Below are 20,256 nucleotides of genomic sequence, written 5' to 3' on the forward strand. Positions count from 1 at the left end.
TTGCGCGTGCAAGGACCGCATCCAGAGGACGAAACGCGTCAGGGGAGCTTCGGGAACACGGCGGCGGCGACCTCCCGTGCCGCCCCGCAGGTGACGTCCTCCGCCGCGCCGTCGACACCGACCACGGAAAGCGCCGCCTGCTCGACCCGGTCCGGGGTGCCCGGGATCGGCCGGTGAGTGGTCACCTGGCAGAACGCGCCGGAAGTAGCGACCTGGGCCTGCCGCCCGCCCAGCGCCTCCGTCGCGCCCGGCGTGGTGTCCGCGCCGACGGACAGCGAGAAGCTGACCTTGCCGCGGATGCAGCTGTGCCCGGACAGCGCCGGGGCCGGTTTGGTCTCCGCTCCGGCGGCGGCGTCGAGTTCGTGCTGATCCAGCAGCGCGCACGGGGCGACGCGGCCCCACGAGCGCTGGTCGAGGTTCAGCCGCCCGACCGTGCGCGCGGCGATCACCCCGGCCGCGCTGCCGACCGTCGCGTCCGCGGTCCGGCAACGGTCGGCCTGGTCGGCAGGCGCCTTGTCGTCGGAGGTGACGGCGACGGACAGCCGGATCCCGTCGGCGAAGGTGAGCAGCCGCGTGCAGACGGTGTCCTCGTTGAACGTCGACTGCTGGACGCTGAGGCCCTCCGGCAGCGGCCCGGCGTATTCGTAGGGCTGATTGTTCGGATCCTGCCCGGAAGTGATCGGGCCGGTGGTCACGGTGTAGCGATTGGCGCCCTCGACGAATTCGAGGCGGCAGAACTCGAAAGAGGACAGCGGCGGTTTGACCGCGTTTCCGCCGCCGATCACTTTCCGCTGGTCGACAAGGCTGCAGTAATCGAGCGACGAGTATTCGCCGAGCGCCTCGGAAGCGGTCAAGGCCTCGTCGCCCGCCGTGGTCGGCGAAGGCACCGCCGGTTCGGGCGTGGCACAGGCCGCGGCGAGGAACAGGCCGCAGAGTACTGCGCTCAGTCTCTTCGGGGGCACCGGAGCAGTATCGTCAAAAGATCCGGGAACACCACCCCCTACGGGCGAAGAACACAGGGCTCGCCGCGTTTTCCCAGGTGGGTGCTTTACCTCGATTTCACGCCCTTAGGGGTGCGTTTCGTTCCGCGGTGGGATGCGGGCTGGCCGCCACTCGACGAAAATGGGTTTCACACACAGTGATGACAGAGAGGGAAGACCCGTGACGAACCCCGTAGCCGCCCGCTTGACCCGACCGCGCCAGGGCCGCATGATCGGCGGCGTCTGCGCCGGGATCGCCAAACGTTTCGGTACCACGCCGGGCAAGGTCCGCCTGCTCGCCGTGCTGTCCTGCCTGCTGCCCGGGCCGCAGTTCATCGTCTATCTCGTGCTGTGGCTCGCCCTGCCCGAGAGCGAGTACTGAGCCGGCCTCAGGCGTTGGGATCGAAGGGGATCCCGGCCGGTTTGGCCTTGCCCAGGTTGTATTCGAACGAGCCGTCCTTGATCGCGAGGCTCGCGCTGCCGAAGTCGGCGCGGACGAGCGTGTCGCGGATACCGGGCGGGAATCCGTCCCAGCTGACGAGATCCGGGTACTGCCAGGCGTTGTAGTGGTTCTCCGGCGGCTCGGTCGCGCTCGCGATGCGGAAGCAGTGGGTGCTCGCGCCGTCCTTGTGATAGACGATCTTCGGGTGTGTCCCCTCCCAGGAGACCTTCGAGCGGTCGTAAGTCGAGTAGTTGCCGTGCGCGGACGTCGAGACGTACCGGGCCTGGCCCTCGTTGACCCAGACGACGACGTGTTCGATGTCGTGCCGGTGCCCGCAGCAGTCGACGAGCGGGACGGCCTGGTCCTTTTCGAAGTACAGGTCGTACAGGTGGGCGCACCAGCCGTTGTTGCACTTCGATCGCGCGTAGGAGTTCGTATTGTCGAGGTCGGACCTGTCCCGGCACTGACCGTTGAGGGCTCCGGAGTTCTTGAGTCCGGTCGCCACCGCGCCGGTGGGCGAGATCGCGGGGGTCGGGTAGCAGCCGTCGGTGTCGTAATCGAACGCGGGCTGCCAGGTGCGGTCGGCCTCGGTCGCGTTCGACGGCAGCGCCTGCGGGGGTTCGGCCCAGGCGACTGCCGGGGCGAGCGTGGTGAGCAGGACCGCGCCGACCAGGCCCTGCAGGAGACGGCGTGAAAGCTTCTTCGGCAAGGGAGGCGCCCTTCTCTCGGTACCGGGGAGGATTCCCGATCACCTCCAGAGGCGTAAACCGCCGAAGGTGGGGAGTCGCGTGAATGCCGCACACGCGTGATCGGACGGCGAACTCGCGTGATTGAAGGCGGAACTCGCGTGATTGGGCGGCGAACTCGCGTGAAGGCCCCCTTCCTGCGGCTGAGCCGAGGGAAGGGGGCTTTCACGCACTACAGGAGACCTAGTCGGTGTAGGTCAGGTTCTTGCCGCTGGCTCCGTCGAACAACTTGATCTTGTCCGCGTCGAACCACAGCTCGACATTCTGGTTCTCCGCCGCGGAGGACGCCGCCGAGAGGCGGGCGACGATCTGCGACTCGGCGCCCGGAACGTCCGAGGATCCGCTGTCGGCGGCGAGATCCGCGAGGTCGGACGACGACGCGGCCTCCCCTTCGACCGAGAAGTGCGCGAACTTCTCCGAACCCATCGACTCGAGGACGTCGACGTGGGCGGTGAACGTCGCGCCCTGACGGGCGTTGGCGTCCACCAGCGAGGCGTCCTCGAAATGCTCCGGCCGGATGCCGATGATGACCTCACGCGGCGCGTCGGCGGCTTCGACCAGTTGCCGCACCCGGTCGGTGAGCGGAATGTCGCCCAGCGCGCTGCGGGCGGTCCCGTTCTCCAGCGTGGCGGGCACGAAGTTCATCGACGGGCTGCCGATGAATCCGGCCACGAACAGGTTCGCCGGGTTGTCGTAGAGGAACTGCGGCGACCCGATCTGCTGCACGTAGCCCGCCCGGAGCACGACGACCCGGTCGCCGAGGGTCATCGCCTCGGTCTGGTCGTGCGTGACGTAGAGCGTCGTCGTGCCCAGCTGTTTCTGGATCTTCGACACCGAGGTCCGCATCTGGCCGCGGAGCTTGGCGTCCAAGTTGGACAGTGGCTCGTCCATCAGGAACGCCTTGGGGTTGCGGACGATCGCGCGCCCCATCGCGACGCGCTGCCGCTGCCCGCCGGAGAGGTTCGCCGGCTTGCGGTCGAGATGACCGGTCAGATCGAGGATCTGCGCCGCCTCCTCGACCTTGGCCCGCACCGTCCGGTCGTCGACCTTGGCCAGCCGCAACGGGAACGCCATGTTCTCCCGCACGCTCATATGCGGGTACAGCGCGTAGGACTGGAACACCATCGCGATGTCCCGGTCCTTGGGCGCCTTCTCGTTGACGCGCTGTCCGTCGATACGCAGTTCGCCGGAGGAGATGTCCTCCAGGCCCGCGACCATGTTCAGCGTCGTGGACTTGCCGCAGCCGGACGGGCCGACCAGGATGATGAACTCACCGTCGGCGATCGTGATGTCCACTTCGGACACCGCGAGGGCGCCGTCGGGGTACTTCTTGGACACTTTTTCGAGAACGATTTCAGCCATGGGTCAGCCCTTCACCGCACCGGACGTCAGCCCCGCCACGATGCGACGCTGGAAGAACAACACGAACAGGATGATCGGGACGGTGATCACCACGGCGGCCGCGGAGATCGTCCCGGTGGGGTCTTCGAACTGCGAGGACCCGGTGAAGAACGACAACGCCGCCGGGACCGTGCGCGAGGCCTCGGTCGAGGTCAGCGAGATCGCGAACAGGAAGTCGTTCCAGCAGAAGATGAACACCAGGATCGCGGTGGTGAACACGCCCGGTGCCGCCAGCGGCGCGATCACCTTCCGGAACGCCTGCGCCGGGGTCGCGCCGTCCATCTTCGCCGCCTTTTCCAGCTCCCACGGGATTTCCCGGAAGAACGCGGAAAGCGTGTAGATCGACAGCGGCAGCGCGAACGTGATGTAGGGCAGGATCAGCCCCGGCCAGGTGTCGAACAACCCCAGCTCACGTTCGATGTTGAACAGCGGCGTCACCAGCGAGACCTGCGGGAACATCGCGATCAGCAACGACATCCCGACCAGCACCTGCTTGCCGGGGAAGTCCAGCCGCGCGATCGCGTACGCCGCCATCGTGCCGAGGACGACCGCGATCACCGTCGCGATGATCGCGATGCCGATCGAGTTCACCAGTGCCCTGATGAACTCCGTGGTCTCGAAGATGTCGGCGTAGTTCTGCCACGTCCATTCCGACGGGATGAAGTTCCCGTCGTCCAAGGTCTCCTTGGTCTTGAACGAAAGCGAGACCACCCAGAGCACCGGGAACAGCGCGAACACGAGGACCAGGAGGTCGACGAGGCCCCATTTGAACTTGCGGCCGGGAGTGACCGCTCCACCGATGGCCATCAGCGCTTACCCCCATTGTCACTACCGGGTGCGGCCGTGCCGAACACCTTGATGAAGATGAACGCGATGATCGCCACCGTGATGAAGATCAGCACGGCCATCGTCGACCCGATCCCGAGGTTCAACCCCTTGACCAGGTTGTTGTAGGTCTGCATCGACACCGACGACGTGTCCTGCGCCCCGTTGGTGAGCACGAAGATGTTGTCGAAGATGCGGAACGCGTCCAGGGTGCGGAACAGCAGCGCCACCAGGATCGCCGGCTTCATCACCGGCAGCATCACCTTCGTGAACCGCTGCCACGCCGTCGCGCCGTCCATCGACGCGGCCTTCAGCAGGTCGTCCGGCACCAGCGCCAGCCCCGCCATCAGCAGCAGCGCCATGAACGGCGTCGTCTTCCACACCTCGGCCAGCACGATGATCGCCAGCGAAGGCCAGTATTCGGTCAGCGGCGCGCTGTCCGGGAAGAACAGGTTGGCCAGATAACCCGTGTCCGGCGTCCAGGCGTAGTACCAGGAGAACGCGGCGACCACGGTCACGATGCCGTACGGGATCAGGGCGACCGTCCGCACGAGGCCCCGGCCGACGAGCGTCCGGTGCATGATCAGCGCCAGGCCCATGCCCAGCACGAACTCGATCACCACCGAAACGATGGTCAACCCCATCGTCGTCCCGAACGCCGTCCACCAATAACCGTTGGACAGCACCGCGATGTAGTTGTCGAGGCCGACGAACTCCTGCTGCGCCGGGAACCTGAGGTCGTAGCGCTGCAGGGAGAGCCAGATCGAGTAGATGATCGGATACCCGGTGACCGCGATCATCACGATCGCCGCCGGGGCGCACAACCACAGCCCGAGTCTGCGCTCGGCCTTCTTTCCTTCGCTGAGAACCGGTTTCGCCTTCTTGCCCGGTTTGCTCGCGGTCGCCGAACCGGCGGTCTCCTGCACGGTCACGGGATCACTCCCTTCGACTGGAGCGCGTCGGCGAGCTGTTCCTTCAGCTTCTCCGCCGTCTTCTGCGGATCGATTTCAGAAGGCGGGGAAAGCACCTTCGACAACACCGTCGAAGCGTTCTGGTACGCCGGGGTCAGCGGACGGACCGCCGCGTCCTTGAGCGCGTCCAGGATCGTCTCCCGCATCGGGTACTTCGTTTCCATGCTCGGGTTGTCGTCGCTCTGCGGCGCCGTCGCGTCGAGCGGCAGCGTGTCCGTGTAGAGCGATTCGATCGTCGGCGGGACGCCGTCCTTGAGCGCGGAGAACTTCTGGTTCTTCGCGCTGCGCAGGCACAGCGCGACCTCGGTGGCCTCGGCCTTGTGCTTCGAGGTCGAACTGACCGCCAGGTTGTAGCCACCGATCGTGGTCTTGGCGGGCTTCCCCGCTTCGAGCTGCGGATAGGTGGTCCACTTGAAGTGCTTCAGCTCGTCCTTCTTCTCCTTGGCGTAGGAGGCGTAGACGAACGGCCAGTTCAATTCGAAGGCGGCGTTGCCGCGCTGGAAGGACTGACGGACCTCGTCCTCCTTCGAGTTGGTCAGCGACGGGTCGGTGATCCCGGCCGTGGTGACCTTCTTGAGCATCTCCAGTGCCTTGATCGCGCCGGCGTCCATCACGACCGACTTGCCGTCGTCGGAAAGGATCTTCCCGCCCGCGGACTCGACGAGCGTGTTGTAGATGACGACGAGGCCCTCGTACTGCGCGCCGGTGAACACGACGTTCGCCGGTTTGCCCTGCGCCTTGAGCGCCTTCGCCTGGTCGATCATCTCGTCCCAGGTCTTCGGCGGCGTCGGCGTCAGCCGGTCGTCGTACCAGAGCAACTGGACGTTGGTGTTCTTGGTCGCCGCGTAGAGTTTTCCGTTCCACGTGGCGGTTTCGAGCGGTCCCGGGAGGACACCCTCGGTCGCCTCGGCCTTGGCCTCGCCCGTCCATTCGTCGATCCAGCCCGCCTCGGCGAACTCCGAGACCCACGTGACGTCCAGCCCCAGTACGTCGAGCGAATCGTCCCCGGCGGCCAGGCGGCGCACCATCTGTTCCCGCTGGCCGTCGGCCGGTCGCGGGAGCTTGTTGTAGACGACCTCGTACCGCCCGCCCGAGGCCTTCGTGCAATCGTCCACAACGGACTGGAAATTGTCTTCGGGCGCGTAGTAGACGTTGATCTTCAGTCCGGCATCCGAACCGCAGCCCGCCAGCAGGCCGACCGTCAGCGCTGTCGCGCCGAGTAGCGAGCCGGTGCGGCCTGGTGAGCGGCCCCTCCGGCTCGCGCTCATCCTCTTCCCCATGAGGCCTCCTCACCCGCGCACGCCTGGGGAACGGCGGCACTAGGACGCGTTGAAGAAGCCCGCGCGCCAGCACCCCGACGTGCTAGTGCTCGGGCGGACACGCTGGAGTACATGACCGCCCGACTGGTGTTGTGCAACCTATTCCGGGCGATCACCGCCCGCAAGCAGTATCGGTAACGATTCAGCGGACTGCACGACGAACAGGTGAACGAGTACCGCCGAATGTCATCCGGCGGGGCGGCCGCCCAACGCCAGCTGGGCCAGGAGCTCACGGCCCTGTTCGGCCGAACGCGGCTGGCAGAGCACGTCGTAACGGCCGGCGACCAGTTGGCTCGCGGAGGAGAAGTCGCGGCGGGACATGCTGTAGCTGATCGCGGCGAAGACCGTCCACGCCAGGATGCCGAGCACGAGCCCGCCGATCATGGGCTGCCAGGCGAAACCCTGGTTGTTGAACATGCCCAGCAGCAGCCCGATGATCAGGCCGAACCACGCGCCGGACACCGCGCCGGTGCCCAGCACCCGTCCCCAGCTCAGCCTGCCGACGACGCGCTCGACGAGCATCAGGTCGACACCGACGATGGTCACGTCGGTGACCCCGAACTCCTTCTCCGCGAGGAAGCCGACGGCTTGCTGGGCTTCGCCGTACGTCGCGTAGGAACCGATCGGCCAGCCGGAAGGCGGTGTCGGCAGCCTGGGCAGCCCACCCGCGGTCCGGCCGCTTCCGCCAAAGGGAGCACTCACGTAATCACCTCTCGCCCGTCCTGGTCCATCTTCTCAAGGACGGGCGAAAGGCGCGAACGTTCAGGAGCGGGACTTGTACTCGCGGAGCAGACCGCGGCTGATGATGGTCTTCTGGATCTCGCTGGTGCCCTCGCCGATGAGCAGGAACGGCGCCTCGCGCATGAGGCGCTCGATCTCGTACTCCTTGGAGTAGCCGTAGCCGCCGTGGATGCGGAACGAGTCCTGGGTGACCTCGGCGCAGTACTCGCTCGCGATCAGCTTCGCCATGCCGGCCTCGACGTCGTTGCGCGCGCCGGAGTCCTTCAGGCGGGCGGCGTTGACCATCATCAGGTGCGCGGCCTCGACCTTGGTGGCCATCTCGGCGAGTTTGAACGCGATCGCCTGGTGCTCGGCGATCGCCTTGCCGAAGGTCTTGCGCTGCTGGGCGTACTCCACCGCGAGTTCGAACGCGCGGATCGCGATACCGCAGGCGCGGGCGGCGACGTTGACCCGGCCGACCTCGACACCGTCCATCATGTACGCGAAGCCCTTGCCCGGCGCTTCGCCGAGGACCTTGTCGGCACCGACCTTGTAGCCGTCGAACACGGCTTCGGTGGTGTCGACGCCCTTGTAGCCCATCTTGTCGATCTTGCCGGGGATGGTGAGGCCGGGCGCGACCTCGCCGAAGCCCTCGGGCTTCTCGATCAGGAACGTGGTGAGGTTCTGGTGGGCCTTCTCCGCGCCTTCGTCGGTCTTGACGAGCAGCGCGATCAGGTTGGAGCTGCCGCCGTTGGTCAGCCACATCTTCGAACCGTCGATGACGTAACCGTCGTCGGTCTTGCGGGCGCGGGTCTTGATCGCGGCGACGTCGGAACCGAGGTCCGGCTCGGACATCGAGAACGAGCCGCGGACCTCACCGGTCGCCATGCGCGGCAGGAAGTGCTGCTTCTGCTCCGGCGTCCCGTGCTGTTTGATCATGTGCGCCACGATGAAATGCGTGTTGATGACGCCGGAGACGCTCATCCAGCCGCGCGCGATCTCCTCGACCACGAGCGCGTAGGTCAGCAGCGATTCGCCGAGGCCGCCGTACTCCTCCGGGATGGTGAGCCCGAACAGGCCCATCTCCTTCATCCCCTCGACGATTTCGGCGGGATAGGTGTCGGAGTGCTCGAGTTCCTGCGCGCGCGGGATGACCTCCTTGTCCACGAACTGGCGGACCGTGGCCAGGATTTCGGACTGCACGTCGGTCAAGCCGGCGGTCTGGGCGAGGCGAGCCATCGCTGCTCCTAAATTCGCGCGCACCGGGCTCCCGGCGCTGGGTTACCGGTGAGTATGCCGTCTGACGTGGGACCTCGCTATGAGCGCAGTCACGCGTACGCCATCCGTGAGCATGCCACTACAGTGACAAGCCGATCACAGTCCGAGGGGGACGAAACGTGGCTCAGCAGCCTTTCGGCGGGTTCCCGCCGCAACAGCAGTACGCCTTCCCGAACCAGCCTCCGGCGCGGAGCAAGGATTCCGGCCTCGCGACGGTCGCCTTGATCTTTTCACTCTTCGGGCTGATCGGGCTGGTGTCCGTGATCCCGGGGATCGTCCTGGGGCACGTCGCGTTCGCGAAAGCCCGGCGCGGTGAGGCCGGCGGCAAGGGCATGGCGCTCGCCGCGTTCATCGTCGGCTACCTGATGATCGTCCTGTACGCCATCGCGATCCCGGTCCTGCTCAACGTCGCCGCGAAACACGGCGCTTTCCGGTAGCGATACGGTCCTCGTCTACGAGGGGACCAGCATGACGAATCCGCACGACCCGTATGGACAGCAGCCGTACGGGCATCAGCCGTCCGGGCAGTTCGAGCAGCCCTACGGACTCCAGCCGTACCAACCGCCGCCGCAGCAGTACTACGTCCAGCAGGCCTATGTGCGGCCGCCGGACCAGGGCATGGCGGTGGCGTCGCTGGTGTGCTCGCTGATCGGGCTGCTCATGTGCTTCCCGGCGATCCTGGGGATCATCTTCGGGCACATCGCGCTCTCGAAGGCCAAACGCGGTGAAGCCGGCGGCCAGGGCATGGCGCAGGCGGGCATGATCATCGGGTACGTCGTCACCGGGCTGTGGCTGATCCCGGTCATCCTGTGGTTCATCTTCGTGGTGCTCGCGATCGGTGCCGCGGGCGTCTCGTGACCCGTCCCCGGACGATACGGTGGTGTCCCGCACGAACCAGGGGGCCAACCGGATGAGCAGTTCCGACTCGCAGGACACACCGTCGACGTCGTCCTACACCGACTCGAACACCTTCTCGGATCCGACTTCCGCGTCCTCGGCGTCCGAGACCGCGTCGAGCCCGCAGCCGTTCCAGCCGCCGGAGCCGTTCACCCCGCCCCCGCCGTTCGTGCCGCCCGCCCCGTTCGAGGTGCCTTCGGCTTCCGCGCCCGACCCGGCTCCTGTTCCCGAGCAGACTCCCGTCCCGGTCGAGACGTACGGGCAGACCATCGACCCGCTGACCGCCGAGCCCGTCCCACCGCCCTTCACGGCTCCGGACACTTCGGTTCCTCCGGTGTACACGCCCGTGCCGTTGCCTGCCGCTTATCCGCCGCCGCAGCCGTACAACCCGTACGCGATGGCGGCACCCCCGCGTTCGCAGGACAACGGGATGGCGATCGCCGGGCTGGTGTGCTCGCTCGTCGGGATCTGCTCGTGCGTCACCGTGATCGTCGGGCTGATCCTGGGGCACATCGGGCTGGCGAAGGCGAACCGCGGCGAAGCGGGCGGACGCGGCATCGCGCTCGCGGCGGTGGTCATCGCGTACATCGTCATCGCGCTGTACGTCGGGTTCATCGGGACGATGATCATCCTCGGGGTGAACGGCGAGCTCGACTAGCGCTGGGCCTCGTCCGGGCGGGGCCGGGCCCGGTCACGGCCGATGTTGCGAAAGCCACTTTCGCAACCTTCAACGTTGCGAAAGTGGCTTTCGCAACCCGGATACCGCTCACGGAACTTGACCCACGTCGCCCGGTTCCCTCGGCGCCGGCGCCACCTGACCATTGGCCGGCGCGTCCTCCGGAAGCGCCTCCTTCTTGGGCGTGTTCGCGTCCAGGAAGCGCAGCAGTTCCACCGGGAACGGCAGAACCAGCGTCGAGTTCTTCTCCGCCGAGACCTGCACGACCGTCTCCAGCAGCCGCAGCTGCAGCGCCGCCGGGGTGTCGGCCATGGTCGCCGCCGCCTGCGAGAGTTTGTGCGACGCCTGCAGTTCGCCGTCGGCCGAGATGACCCGCGCCCGACGCTCGCGTTCGGCTTCGGCTTGGCGTGACATCGAGCGTTTCATCGACTCCGGCAGCGCGACGTCCTTGATCTCGACCCGGTCGATGTGGATGCCCCAGTCCAGCGCCGGGCTGTCGATCATCAGCTCCAGGCCCTCGTTCAGCCGCTCGCGGTTGGACAGCAGGTCGTCCAGGTCGCTCTTGCCGATGATGGACCGCAGCGAGGTCTGCGCGACCTGCCCGACGGCCGAGCGGTAGTCCTGCACGTTGACCGCGGCCAGCACCGGGTCGATCACCTTGAAGTACACGACCGCGTCCACCCGCACGGTGACGTTGTCGCGGGTGATGCCGTCCTGTGCGGGGATCGGCATCGTGACGATCTGCATGTTGACCTTCTGCAGTCTGTCCGCGATCGGCACGAGCAGCGCGAGCCCCGGCTCCCGGATGGCCGGGCGCACCCGCCCGAACCGGAACACGAGACCGCGTTCGTACTGTTTCACCACGCGAAGGCTGGCCGCGAGCCAAGCTCCGCCCGCGACGGCGACCGCACTGAGAATCTCCACCACCATGGCTGCTCCCGGGGTTGTTCTCGCTGTTCACGGTACGCCCGGCGAGTCACGGGGGAAACACGGTGGACAGGCCTGCCAAGGTGGGTTCGTGACCGGTTTCAAGATCCCGCCCAAGTTCCTCGACCGCGCCGCCGACCTCGGCCCCGGAGCCGCCGAGTGGCTCGATTCCCTCCCGTTCCTCGCCGAGAAGTACACCGCCAAGTGGCAACTCGAATACGACGGCGAGGCCATGCACGGTTTCGTCGGTGTCGCGCAGCCCGTGCGCCGCACGGACGGCTCCCCCGCGATCCTCAAACTCGGCTGGCCGCACGAGGAGTCCGACGACGAACCGCTCGCACTGTCCACTTGGGCCGGTCAGGGCGCGGTCCTGATGTACGACAACGTGCCCGAGGACGGTGTGCTGCTCCTGGAGCGGCTCGACGCGACCCGGTCGCTGGAAACGGAGCCGATCCAGGAGGCCGTCGAGACGGTCGGAGCGCTGGCGCGGCGGCTGGCCGTCCCCGCTCCCGAAGCACTGCAGCGTTCTCTTCGGGAAGAGGCCGCGGAGCTGGTCACCGAACTCCCGGAGACCTGGAGCGAACTGGGCGAACCGTTCGAGCGCAAGTACCTCGACGCGGCGGTGGAAATCTGCGTGAACCTCGGGCCGGAAGCCGGTGAGCTGATGGTGAACGAGGATCTGCACTTCGAGAACGTCCTCGCCGGGACGCGCGAACCGTGGCTGGTGATCGACCCGAAGCCGCTTTCGGGTGATCTGGAGTTCGGCGCGATCTCGATCCTCTGGAACCGCGCGGAAGAGTCCACAATGGACGACAAGCTCAAGTGGTTCTGCGCGGCGGCCGGGGTGGACGCGGAACGGGCGCGGGCGTGGACGCTCGTGCGCGCGGTGCAGAACTGGACCTGGCTGTACGAAGACCTCGCCGAGGGCGCCTCGCCCGAGACCATCGCCGAAGACCCGGCCTACGCCGCCGTCCCCGGAATCGCGGCCTGGGCATTGCGGTGATCACACGAATCGTCGCGGGCCCCGGGAGCGGATAACCTTCGGGCATGGCAGCCGTGAACAGGGTATTCGCAGCTCAGCTGGCCGGTTTGCCGGTTTTCGGGCCCGATGGCGAATCGATCGGCAAGGTGCGGGACCTGGTGGCGGGCCTGCGCCTCGATCAGCAGCCGCCGCGGATCCTGGGCATCGTGGTCGAGCTGACGACGAGGCGCCGCGTGTTCGTGCCGATGTTGCGGGTGACCTCGATCGAGCCCAGCGCGGTCACGCTCGCCACCGGATCGGTGAACATGCGGCGCTTCCACCAGCGGCCCAACGAGGTGCTCGTGGTCGGGCAGCTCTTCGACGCGTACGCCACGCTCGCGGGCTCGGACACCAGGATCACCGTCGTCGACGCGGCCATGGAACCGACGCGGACGCGGGACTGGGTGCTCGCGAAGCTCGCGATCCGCGAACGGTCGAGCAGGCTCGGGCTCGGCAGGCGGCGTTCGGCGATGCAGGTGCTGCCGTGGTCGGAGGTGTCCGGGCTCGGGCTCACCGATCTGACCGGCCAGACCCAGGGCGCGGCGCAACTGCTGATGCTGTTCGACACGATGCGCCCGGCCGACGTCGCCGCCACGGTCCGCGATCTGCCGCTCAAACGACGGCACGAGGTCGCCGACGCGATGGACGACGAGCACCTCGCCGACGTCATCGAGGAGCTTCCCGAGGACGACCAGAAGGAACTGCTGTCCTATCTCGCCGAGGAACGCGCCGCCGACATCCTCGAAGCGATGGACCCCGACGACGCCGCCGACCTGCTGGCCGAACTGGCGCCCGCCGAGCAGAACCGCTTCCTGGAGCTGATGGAACCCGAGGAGTCGGCGCCGGTGAAGCGGCTGCTGGAGTACTCCTCCGACACCGCGGGCGGTCTGATGACCCCCGAGCCGGTGGTGCTGACCCCGGACGCCACGATCGCCGAGGCGCTCGCGCACATCCGCAACGCGGACCTGCCGGTGGCGCTGGCGAGCATGGTGTTCGTCTGCCGTCCGCCGACGGAGACGCCGACAGGGCGCTTCGTCGGCGTCGTCCACTTCCAGCGGCTGCTGCGCGAGCCACCCGCGGAGATGGTGGCGGCCGCCATCGACTCCCAGTTGCCCGCGCTGCGACCGAAGGCCACCTTGTCCGAGGTCACGCGCTACTTCGCCGCCTACAACCTCACCTGCGGGCCGGTGGTGGACGCCGAGGACCATCTGCTCGGCGCGGTCACCGTCGACGACGTGCTCGACCACCTGCTCCCGGAGGACTGGCGCGAGACCGGGCTGCACGACATCACCGGCGAGATCACCGAGGAGGCCGAACGTGCCTGAACTGACGTCCGGGCGGCGGCTCGACCAGCCCCGCGGCCAGAGCCGGTTCAGGCTGAACATCGACCCCGACTCGTTCGGCCGGTTCACCGAACGGATCGCGCGGTTCCTCGGCACCGGCAAGTACCTGTTCTGGCAGACGCTGATCGTCATCGTCTGGATCGTGCTGAACCTGGTCGCGGTCTCGCTGCGGTGGGACCCGTACCCGTTCATCCTGCTGAACCTGGCGTTCTCGACGCAGGCCGCGTACGCCGCGCCGCTGATCCTGCTGGCGCAGAACCGGCAGGACGACCGCGACCGCGTCTCCCTCGACGAGGACCGGAACCGTGCCGCGCAGACGAAGGCCGACACCGAATACCTCGCGCGGGAGCTCGCGTCGCTGCGGATCGCGCTCGGCGAGGTCGCCACCCGGGACTTCCTGCGGGGCGAGCTCGACCGGCTCCGTGAGGATCTTGACGCCAAGCCCCGCAAGGCCAAACCCGACCGCACGCCTACCGGTACGTAACATGGACCTGTGACCAGTACGCAGCAACTCCCCAGCGTCGACGATGTCCGCACCGCGCTGAAGGCCGTGTACGACCCGGAGATCAAGAAACCGATCACCGAACTCGGCATGGTCAAGGACGTGGAGGTCGGCTCGGACGGTGTGGTCACCGTCGGGATCTACCTGACGGTCGCCGGCTGCCCGCTGAAGGCGACGCTGACCAACGACACCACCGAAGCCGTCAAGAAGCTCCCCGGCGTCAACGACGTCCGGGTCGAGCTCGACGTGATGAGCGACGAGCAACGCACGGAGCTGCGAAAATCCCTGCGCGGTGACGCCGCCGAACCGGTGATCCCGTTCGCGCAGCCGGGCTCGCTGACGCGCGTCTACTGCGTCGCGTCCGGCAAGGGCGGCGTCGGCAAGTCCTCGGTGACGGTGAACCTCGCGGCCGCGATGGCCGAACGCGGGCTGTCCGTCGGCGTGGTGGACGCGGACATCTACGGACACTCGGTGCCGCGGATGCTCGGCGCGCGGGAGAAGCCGACCAAGGTCGACACCATGATCATGCCGCCGCAGGCACACGGCGTGAAGGTGATCTCGATCGGCATGTTCACCCCGGGCAACACCCCCGTGGTGTGGCGCGGGCCGATGCTGCACCGCGCGCTGCAGCAGTTCCTCGCCGACGTGTTCTGGGGCGACCTCGACATCCTGCTGCTGGACCTGCCGCCGGGCACCGGCGACATCGCGATCTCGGTGGCGCAGCTCATCCCGAACGCGGAGATCCTGGTCGTCACGACGCCGCAGCAGGCGGCCGCAGAGGTGGCCGAGCGCGCAGGCGCGATCGCGCTGCAGACGCGGCAGCGGGTGGCCGGGGTCATCGAGAACATGTCGTGGCTGGAGACGCCCGACGGGCAGAAGATGGAGATCTTCGGCTCCGGTGGCGGGCAGTCCGTGGCCGACTCGCTGTCGAAGTCGGTCGGCTCGACGGTGCCGCTGCTCGGACAGGTCCCGATGGACCCGCGCGTGGTCTCCAACGGCGACGCGGGCACGCCGATCGTGCTGGCCGAGCCGGACGCGCCGGCGTCGCTCGTGCTCAAGGAGGCGGCGAAGAAGCTGACCGTCCGGGCGCGCGGGCTGGCCGGGATGATGCTGAACGTCACCCCCGCGGGCCGCTGACCGTCCCCCTCCTCATGCATTTAGTCCTCTGGATGCGGTACTTGCGCACGCAAGGATCGCATCCAGAGGACTAAATGCGTTGGGGGTCAGGTGGCGTCCGGGTCGACCGGAGGGCGCTCACCGGGCTTCAGCGGCTCAGGCTGCGAAGCCGGCGCCGGGTGCCCGTTGGGCTTCGAGGCACCGTTGGCGCCGTTCGCCCCGTTGGTGCCGTTGACGTTGTTGAGCCCCAGCGGATCCGTGTCACCGTCGAACAGGTGCTGGGTGACGACCCGCTTCGGGTCGAAGTTCCGCAGGCCGCGCAGATCCTCCAGCGGCTTGCGCAGCTGATCGAACTCCGGGCCCATCTCCTCGCGCAGCTGCGTCTTGGCCCCGGTCGCGAAGTCGCGGACCTTGCGGACGCTCTTCGCCACCCAGGACGCCGCTTCAGGCAGCCGCTCCGGACCGAGGATGAAAAGACCCGCGACGACGATGATGAGGATCTCTCCCCAGCCGACACTCTCGAACACCCGTGTGAACCTCCGCCTCGGCGTCTTCCCCGTTCAGGGTACCCGTCCGAACTCGCTAGTCCGAGGCCAGTTTCACGTCCACGACAAGTGAAGACCCATCCCGGACAAGCCGGACAGGGACCACTTCGCCGACTTCGCGAGCGCGGACCGCGACGAGCAGTTCCGCCGAGTCGCGCACGAGCCGGCCGCCGACTTCCGTGATGACGTCGCCTTCTTTGATCCCCGCCGAGGCCGCGGGGCCCCCAGGGGCGACGTTGCGGACCTGCGCGCCCATGGTGCTGGAGCCCGCGACGGTCGACGAAGCGTTGATGCCGATGTCGGGGTGGACGACCTTGCCGTCCTTGATGAGTGTTTTCGCGATCTTCACCGCGTAGTCGCTGGGGATGGCGAATCCGATGCCGATGCTGCCGCCTTCGGCGCTGGACGAGCGGATCGCCGAGTTGATCCCGACCAGCGCGCCGGTCGCGTCGACGAGCGCGCCACCCGAGTTGCCGTGGTTGATCGCCGCGTCGGTCTGGATGGCTTCGTAGATCACCGGCGCGCTGCCGCCGTCGCCGCCCGCGGTCACCGGGCGGTTGAGCGCGCTCACGATGCCGGCGGTGACCGAGTTCTGCAGCGCCAGCGGCGAACCGACGGCGATCACCGAGTCGCCGACGGCCAGGTCGGACGACTTCCCGACCTGCAGCGCGGTGAGGTTCTTGACGTCGACCTTGACCACGGCCAGGTCGGTTTTGGCGTCGGCGCCGACGACCTTCGCCTCGACGCGCTTGCCGTCGAAGAACACGGCGGTGACCTTCGTGGCAGCGTCGGCCGTCGCGGCGGAGATCACGTGTTCGTTGGTGAGTACGTAGCCCTGGTTGTCGATGACGACACCGGAGCCCTGCTGGCCCGCGTCGGCGCCGGGTTTGAAGACTTCGAGGGAAACCACGGCGGGCGCCACTCGGTGGGCGATGTCCGCGATCGAACCCGCCGGCCGCTCCTTGGCCGCGTCGGCCTCGGAGATACTGGCCTGACCGGTCAGTTCGGTGCCGGTGTCGGCGAACCACCAGCCGATCAGCCCGCCGACCGCGCCGATGACCAGCGCGACCGCGGCGAGCATCGCCAATGCCTTCGTCTGCACACGCCGCCCGAAGAGGACCTCCGGAAGGCTCAGCAGCGCACCCTGCGGGCGCTTCGCCTGCTTCTCTTCTTCCGTGTCCTGCTGCACGGCGGGCCCGGCGAGCACCGCGCCGGAACCGGGATCACGCCACGGGTCCGACGTCGTGGTCCAGAGCGGATCTTCCGCGCCGTTCGAGGACGGCCCGGAACCGTTGGTCCCGTGCGGCCGCTCCAGCACGACACCTTCGGCGCCCGGCGGGCGGCGGAAGGCTTCGGCGAGCGATTCCGGCGTCGGCGGCGCCAGATTCAGGCCCGGCGCGGGCTGTCCGTTCGGACTGGGCTGGTACAGCTTGTCGAAGGCGCCATCGACGCCATGCGGCCTCCCGAACGTGGCCGCCTGCGCCGGATCGACGGCGGGCCGGGCCAGCGGGCGCGGTGCCAGCCGATCCCCCGCCGGGTCACCAGGCTGCTGCGGTTTCGCGTTCGGCTGCTCGGTCATCATTCCCCGGGGCTGAGATCAGGTTGGCCGGACGCGAGAGTACGCCAAGCCTCACCGTGGATTCTGCCGTGACCACGGTGAAGTGCGCGTTGATTCCCCGCACCGGACAGAAATGTGACGCTTGCCGCGAAGATGTCTCACTTGTGGCACTCTGACGGCCATGTCGCAGAACCCGGGCGCCCCTTATCCGCCCCAGAACGTCCCTCACCAGCAATGGCCGCAGCATCAGGGCTGGCCAGAGCAGCCACCCAAGAAGAAGGGCATGTCCACCAAGCTGAAGGTGCTGCTGCTCGTGGCGGCGCTCGTCGTGGTCGGCGGCGGGATCGGCCTGGTCGTCGTGATGAAATCGGTCGCGGGGCCGGAGAAGCAGGCCAGCAAGGTGGAGGCCGGCGACTGCGTCCAGCTGACCGGCGCCGGCAAAGAGGCCGACGCGGTGAAGGCCGCCTGCGACAACCCGCAGACGCCGTACGTCGTGAGCGTCAAGGGCACGGTCAAGGGCGACTGCCCGGAGGGCTTCTACAGCTACTCGGTGGCGACGCCGCTGCGCGGGGAAGGCGTCGGACTCTGCCTGGGGATCAACGCCCAGGTCGGCCTGTGTTTCGACGACATCAAGACCAAGACCCCGCCGCCGCTGGTGAACTGCTCGGGAGCGCGGCTGAAGATCAGCGAGGTGTTCGACAAGGCCAGCTACGTGAACAGTCCGTGCAAGGAGGGCACAGAAGAAGTGATCTCCTACTCGGCGTACGGCGCGACGCAGAAGTTCAAGAGCGCGACGATCTGCTTCGTCAAACCCTGACGAAGCAGATCAGCGGGCCGAGACGGGCATGGGCCGGCTGGACGTGCTCGGGCTCGGCGTGGTGCTGCGCGGCGGTTCCGGCTGGGTGCCGCCGCCCAGCTGCGCGGGCAGCAGCCCGGCGTTGACGCCCTGCGGCGGGGTGAAACCGGTGGCCGGCTGGTCTTCGGTGCCGTCACCCGAGGTCGCGACGAGGGCCAGGGCGCTCAGCACCAGGCCCGAAACGACGACTCCGGCGCCTTGCGCGTACTTCCGCCGGGCGAGACCGAACCGCCCGCCGCCGAGGACGTTCGGCGAATGGCCCAGCGGCGCCGATGATCCCAACGGCGCGGTGCCTCCCAAAACCCCCGTACCGCCCAAGACGCCGGTGTCACGAAGGCCGGCGACCCGGTCGGGCCGCTGGATGGCCACGAGCTGGCCGTCCGCGGTCATCGCCAGGTTGTCCGGCGTGCCGGGAAGTTCGGTGTTCTGCGGGATGGAGCAAAGGCTGGCCAGGAAACCCGCCGACATCGACGGGGCTCCCGCCTGCTTCACGGCCGCGACGGCCTGGCGCTGGGCGGTCACCTCGGCGGCGCAGGACTGGCAACGGGCGATATGCGCCGAAGCCCTGTCCTGGGCGCCGAGGGTCAGCTCGCCGTCCACGAAGGCGACGATGGCGTCCGGAAGCAGATGCGACTCGGGGAGTCCCCAACCTCGCGGTGCGGTCATACCCCCACCTTCGCAGACTCCTGCGCCGCGGCGCGACGACGCTCCAAAGAAGCGCGAAGCGCCTGGCGGCCGCGGTGGATCCGGCTGCGCACGGTGCCGAGCTTGACACCGAGGGTGGCGCCGATCTCCTCGTACGAGAGGCCTTCGACGTCGCACAGCACGACCGCGGCACGGAACTCGGGCGGCAACTCGTCGAGCGCGGCCTGCAGGTCCGGGTCGAGATGCGTGTCCGAGTAGACCTGCTCGGGGCTCGGGTCGTCACCGACGATGCGGTCGGTGTCCTCGGGGAGGCCTTCCATCCGCACGCGCGAGCGGCGGCGGGCCATGTCGAGGAAGAGGTTCGTGGTGATGCGGTGCAGCCAGCCTTCGAACGTGCCGGGCTTGTAGGACGCGAGGGAGCGGAAGACCCGGATGAAGGTCTCCTGCGTCAGGTCCTCGGCGTCGTGGGCGTTACCGGTCAGGCGGTATGCCAGCCGGTACACGCGGTCGGCGTGCTCACGCACGACCTCGTCCCACGAGGGCGGCGTCCATGCGGCCTCGTCCACCGTCACCGGCGTGACCTGGTCCGCGTGCTGGTCCTGCATCGTGTCCTGCATCGGGGAAGTAGGCACCTCCATCAGCGTCTTCTCCCAACTACTCCACCCAACGCGGGCGATGTGCACGGTGTTCCCGTTGTCGAGGACCAGTCTGTCCGGCCTGCTTATGTTTCTAGTGAGACTGGACTGAGAGGAGGCTGAGAAGTCGTTACCAGGAGTCTTCTGCTCTTTTGGCGATAGGCAGCGCTAACCTCCGCGTGTGAATTCCGGGACGCATGCGGGCTCGCCTGCCGAGGCCGCCGACGCCGATCTCGTCGACGGCTACGTCCCCGACGACGAGGTACTGGCCGCCGCGCGGGCGCGGTCGGCCGATCTGGGATGCGGCCCGCTGAGCGCGGGCGCGGGCGCGACTCTCCGTTTTCTGGCCACGACGCTGCGGGCGAAGGCCGTCGTCGAGGTCGGGACAGGGGCAGGGGTGAGCGGGTTGTGCCTGCTCGGCGGCATGGTCGACGACGGGATCCTCACTTCGATCGACATCGAGCCGGAGTACCACCGGGCGGCGCGGGCGGCGTTCCGCGAGGCCGGCTACCCGCCGGGGCGGACCCGGCTGATCATGGGGCGCGCGCTCGACGTCCTCCCCCGGCTCACCCCCGGCGGCTACGACCTGGTGTTCGTCGATTCGGCGCCGGTCGAGTACCCGAGTTGCTACGAAAAGGCCGTCGCGCTGCTGCGGCCCGGCGGGATACTGGCGTTCCACAACGTCTCGGGGACCAGGGTGACCGATCCCTCACGGCGTGATCCGGACACCCTCGCGCTCCGGGAGGTCGCGCGGGCCTTCCGGGAGGACGAGCGGCTGGTCCCGGCGCTGTTGCCGGTGGGCGGCGGGCTGCTGGTCGCCGCGATCGCGTAGCAAGGGACCTTTGCTACCACT

General features: G+C 68.0%; 23 protein-coding genes. 10 read left to right on the forward strand and 13 right to left on the reverse strand.

Going from position 1 to position 20,256, the window contains the following annotated elements; translation table 11 throughout:
• Positions 1 to 38: 38 nt before the first annotated feature.
• Positions 39 to 962, reverse strand: a complete 924-nt coding sequence (locus tag AJAP_RS33755; RefSeq protein ID WP_038519047.1) for a hypothetical protein — start codon at positions 960 to 962, stop codon at positions 39 to 41.
• Between the two features lie 160 nt (positions 963 to 1,122).
• Here AJAP_RS33755 and AJAP_RS43260 point away from each other — a divergent pair, with 160 nt between their 5' ends.
• Positions 1,123 to 1,362, forward strand: coding sequence for a PspC domain-containing protein (locus AJAP_RS43260; protein ID WP_073847526.1), 240 nt, complete (start codon positions 1,123 to 1,125; stop codon positions 1,360 to 1,362).
• Between the two features lie 7 nt (positions 1,363 to 1,369).
• Here the strand turns inward: AJAP_RS43260 and AJAP_RS33765 are convergent, their stop codons facing one another.
• The 7 genes from AJAP_RS33765 to AJAP_RS33795 all read right to left on the reverse strand — a co-directional run bounded on the left by AJAP_RS33765 (position 1,370) and on the right by AJAP_RS33795 (position 8,643).
• A complete protein-coding gene (locus AJAP_RS33765) occupies positions 1,370 to 2,131 on the reverse strand; it encodes an NPP1 family protein (RefSeq protein WP_038519050.1) in 762 nt (253 codons plus the stop codon).
• Between the two features lie 220 nt (positions 2,132 to 2,351).
• Positions 2,352 to 3,530 carry an ABC transporter ATP-binding protein gene (locus AJAP_RS33770; protein ID WP_038519052.1) on the reverse strand — a complete coding sequence of 393 codons (1,179 nt, stop codon included), beginning with the start codon at positions 3,528 to 3,530 and terminating at the stop codon, positions 2,352 to 2,354.
• Between the two features lie 3 nt (positions 3,531 to 3,533).
• Positions 3,534 to 4,376, reverse strand: coding sequence for a carbohydrate ABC transporter permease (locus tag AJAP_RS33775; RefSeq protein WP_038519055.1), 843 nt, complete (start codon positions 4,374 to 4,376; stop codon positions 3,534 to 3,536).
• Positions 4,376 to 5,326 (reverse strand): carbohydrate ABC transporter permease, encoded by a 951-nt coding sequence (locus AJAP_RS33780; protein ID WP_038519058.1) that lies wholly within the window; start codon positions 5,324 to 5,326, stop codon positions 4,376 to 4,378. The genes AJAP_RS33775 and AJAP_RS33780 overlap by 1 nt, the downstream gene beginning before the upstream one ends.
• Positions 5,323 to 6,645 carry an ABC transporter substrate-binding protein gene (locus tag AJAP_RS33785; protein ID WP_038519060.1) on the reverse strand — a complete coding sequence of 441 codons (1,323 nt, stop codon included), beginning with the start codon at positions 6,643 to 6,645 and terminating at the stop codon, positions 5,323 to 5,325. The genes AJAP_RS33780 and AJAP_RS33785 overlap by 4 nt, the downstream gene beginning before the upstream one ends.
• A 225-nt stretch (positions 6,646 to 6,870) precedes the next feature.
• Positions 6,871 to 7,386, reverse strand: coding sequence for a general stress protein (locus AJAP_RS33790; RefSeq protein WP_038519063.1), 516 nt, complete (start codon positions 7,384 to 7,386; stop codon positions 6,871 to 6,873).
• 60 nt (positions 7,387 to 7,446) lie between these two features.
• Entirely contained in the window at positions 7,447 to 8,643 is a 1,197-nt protein-coding gene (locus AJAP_RS33795; protein ID WP_037332128.1) for an acyl-CoA dehydrogenase family protein, read from the reverse strand.
• Between the two features lie 158 nt (positions 8,644 to 8,801).
• Here AJAP_RS33795 and AJAP_RS33800 point away from each other — a divergent pair, with 158 nt between their 5' ends.
• From AJAP_RS33800 to AJAP_RS33810, 3 genes are read left to right on the forward strand one after another with little or no spacing between them, the layout of a single operon-like run.
• Complete coding sequence (locus tag AJAP_RS33800; protein WP_051972673.1) at positions 8,802 to 9,119, forward strand: DUF4190 domain-containing protein; 318 nt, start codon at positions 8,802 to 8,804, stop codon at positions 9,117 to 9,119.
• A gap of 31 nt (positions 9,120 to 9,150) precedes the next feature.
• Positions 9,151 to 9,540 carry a DUF4190 domain-containing protein gene (locus AJAP_RS33805; RefSeq protein WP_038519068.1) on the forward strand — a complete coding sequence of 130 codons (390 nt, stop codon included), beginning with the start codon at positions 9,151 to 9,153 and terminating at the stop codon, positions 9,538 to 9,540.
• A gap of 52 nt (positions 9,541 to 9,592) precedes the next feature.
• A complete protein-coding gene (locus AJAP_RS33810) occupies positions 9,593 to 10,237 on the forward strand; it encodes a DUF4190 domain-containing protein (protein WP_038524390.1) in 645 nt (214 codons plus the stop codon).
• A 108-nt stretch (positions 10,238 to 10,345) separates the two neighbouring features.
• Here the strand turns inward: AJAP_RS33810 and AJAP_RS33815 are convergent, their stop codons facing one another.
• Positions 10,346 to 11,185 carry a slipin family protein gene (locus AJAP_RS33815; protein WP_038519069.1) on the reverse strand — a complete coding sequence of 280 codons (840 nt, stop codon included), beginning with the start codon at positions 11,183 to 11,185 and terminating at the stop codon, positions 10,346 to 10,348.
• 88 nt (positions 11,186 to 11,273) lie between these two features.
• Here AJAP_RS33815 and AJAP_RS33820 point away from each other — a divergent pair, with 88 nt between their 5' ends.
• The 4 genes from AJAP_RS33820 to AJAP_RS33835 are packed head-to-tail and all read left to right on the forward strand — an operon-like array spanning position 11,274 to position 15,185.
• Entirely contained in the window at positions 11,274 to 12,185 is a 912-nt protein-coding gene (locus tag AJAP_RS33820) for an aminoglycoside phosphotransferase family protein (protein WP_038519072.1), read from the forward strand.
• Positions 12,186 to 12,229: 44 nt separating this feature from the next.
• Positions 12,230 to 13,528, forward strand: a complete 1,299-nt coding sequence (locus tag AJAP_RS33825) for a magnesium transporter MgtE N-terminal domain-containing protein (protein ID WP_038519074.1) — start codon at positions 12,230 to 12,232, stop codon at positions 13,526 to 13,528.
• Positions 13,521 to 14,030, forward strand: coding sequence for a DUF1003 domain-containing protein (locus tag AJAP_RS33830; protein WP_037332140.1), 510 nt, complete (start codon positions 13,521 to 13,523; stop codon positions 14,028 to 14,030). The genes AJAP_RS33825 and AJAP_RS33830 overlap by 8 nt, the downstream gene beginning before the upstream one ends.
• 9 nt (positions 14,031 to 14,039) lie before the next feature.
• The gene (locus AJAP_RS33835; RefSeq protein WP_037332142.1) at positions 14,040 to 15,185 is read left to right on the forward strand and encodes an Mrp/NBP35 family ATP-binding protein; all 1,146 of its coding nucleotides are present in this window, start codon (positions 14,040 to 14,042) and stop codon (positions 15,183 to 15,185) included.
• Between the two features lie 86 nt (positions 15,186 to 15,271).
• Here AJAP_RS33835 and tatB read toward each other — a convergent pair whose 3' ends face one another.
• Together tatB and AJAP_RS33845 are read right to left on the reverse strand one after the other, a co-directional pair.
• Positions 15,272 to 15,691, reverse strand: a complete 420-nt coding sequence (tatB, locus tag AJAP_RS33840) for a Sec-independent protein translocase protein TatB (RefSeq protein ID WP_038519076.1) — start codon at positions 15,689 to 15,691, stop codon at positions 15,272 to 15,274.
• 55 nt (positions 15,692 to 15,746) lie between these two features.
• Positions 15,747 to 17,288: a trypsin-like peptidase domain-containing protein gene (locus AJAP_RS33845; protein ID WP_038519078.1), complete on the reverse strand. Its 1,542-nt coding sequence runs from the start codon at positions 17,286 to 17,288 to the stop codon at positions 15,747 to 15,749.
• 160 nt (positions 17,289 to 17,448) lie between these two features.
• On the opposite strand from AJAP_RS33845, the gene AJAP_RS33850 reads away from it, so the two are divergent.
• A complete protein-coding gene (locus tag AJAP_RS33850) occupies positions 17,449 to 18,084 on the forward strand; it encodes an LppU/SCO3897 family protein (RefSeq protein WP_038519081.1) in 636 nt (211 codons plus the stop codon).
• 9 nt (positions 18,085 to 18,093) lie between these two features.
• Here the strand turns inward: AJAP_RS33850 and AJAP_RS33855 are convergent, their stop codons facing one another.
• Complete coding sequence (locus tag AJAP_RS33855) at positions 18,094 to 18,789, reverse strand: anti-sigma factor family protein (RefSeq protein WP_038519083.1); 696 nt, start codon at positions 18,787 to 18,789, stop codon at positions 18,094 to 18,096.
• Complete coding sequence (sigE, locus tag AJAP_RS33860) at positions 18,786 to 19,406, reverse strand: RNA polymerase sigma factor SigE (protein ID WP_037332153.1); 621 nt, start codon at positions 19,404 to 19,406, stop codon at positions 18,786 to 18,788. Before sigE ends, AJAP_RS33855 begins: the two co-directional genes overlap by 4 nt.
• 178 nt (positions 19,407 to 19,584) lie before the next feature.
• Here sigE and AJAP_RS33865 point away from each other — a divergent pair, with 178 nt between their 5' ends.
• A complete protein-coding gene (locus tag AJAP_RS33865) occupies positions 19,585 to 20,235 on the forward strand; it encodes an O-methyltransferase (protein ID WP_038519085.1) in 651 nt (216 codons plus the stop codon).
• The last annotated feature ends 21 nt before the right edge of the window (positions 20,236 to 20,256 follow it).

The organism is Amycolatopsis japonica (genome assembly GCF_000732925.1).
In the GTDB taxonomy this organism is placed as follows: domain Bacteria; phylum Actinomycetota; class Actinomycetes; order Mycobacteriales; family Pseudonocardiaceae; genus Amycolatopsis; species Amycolatopsis japonica.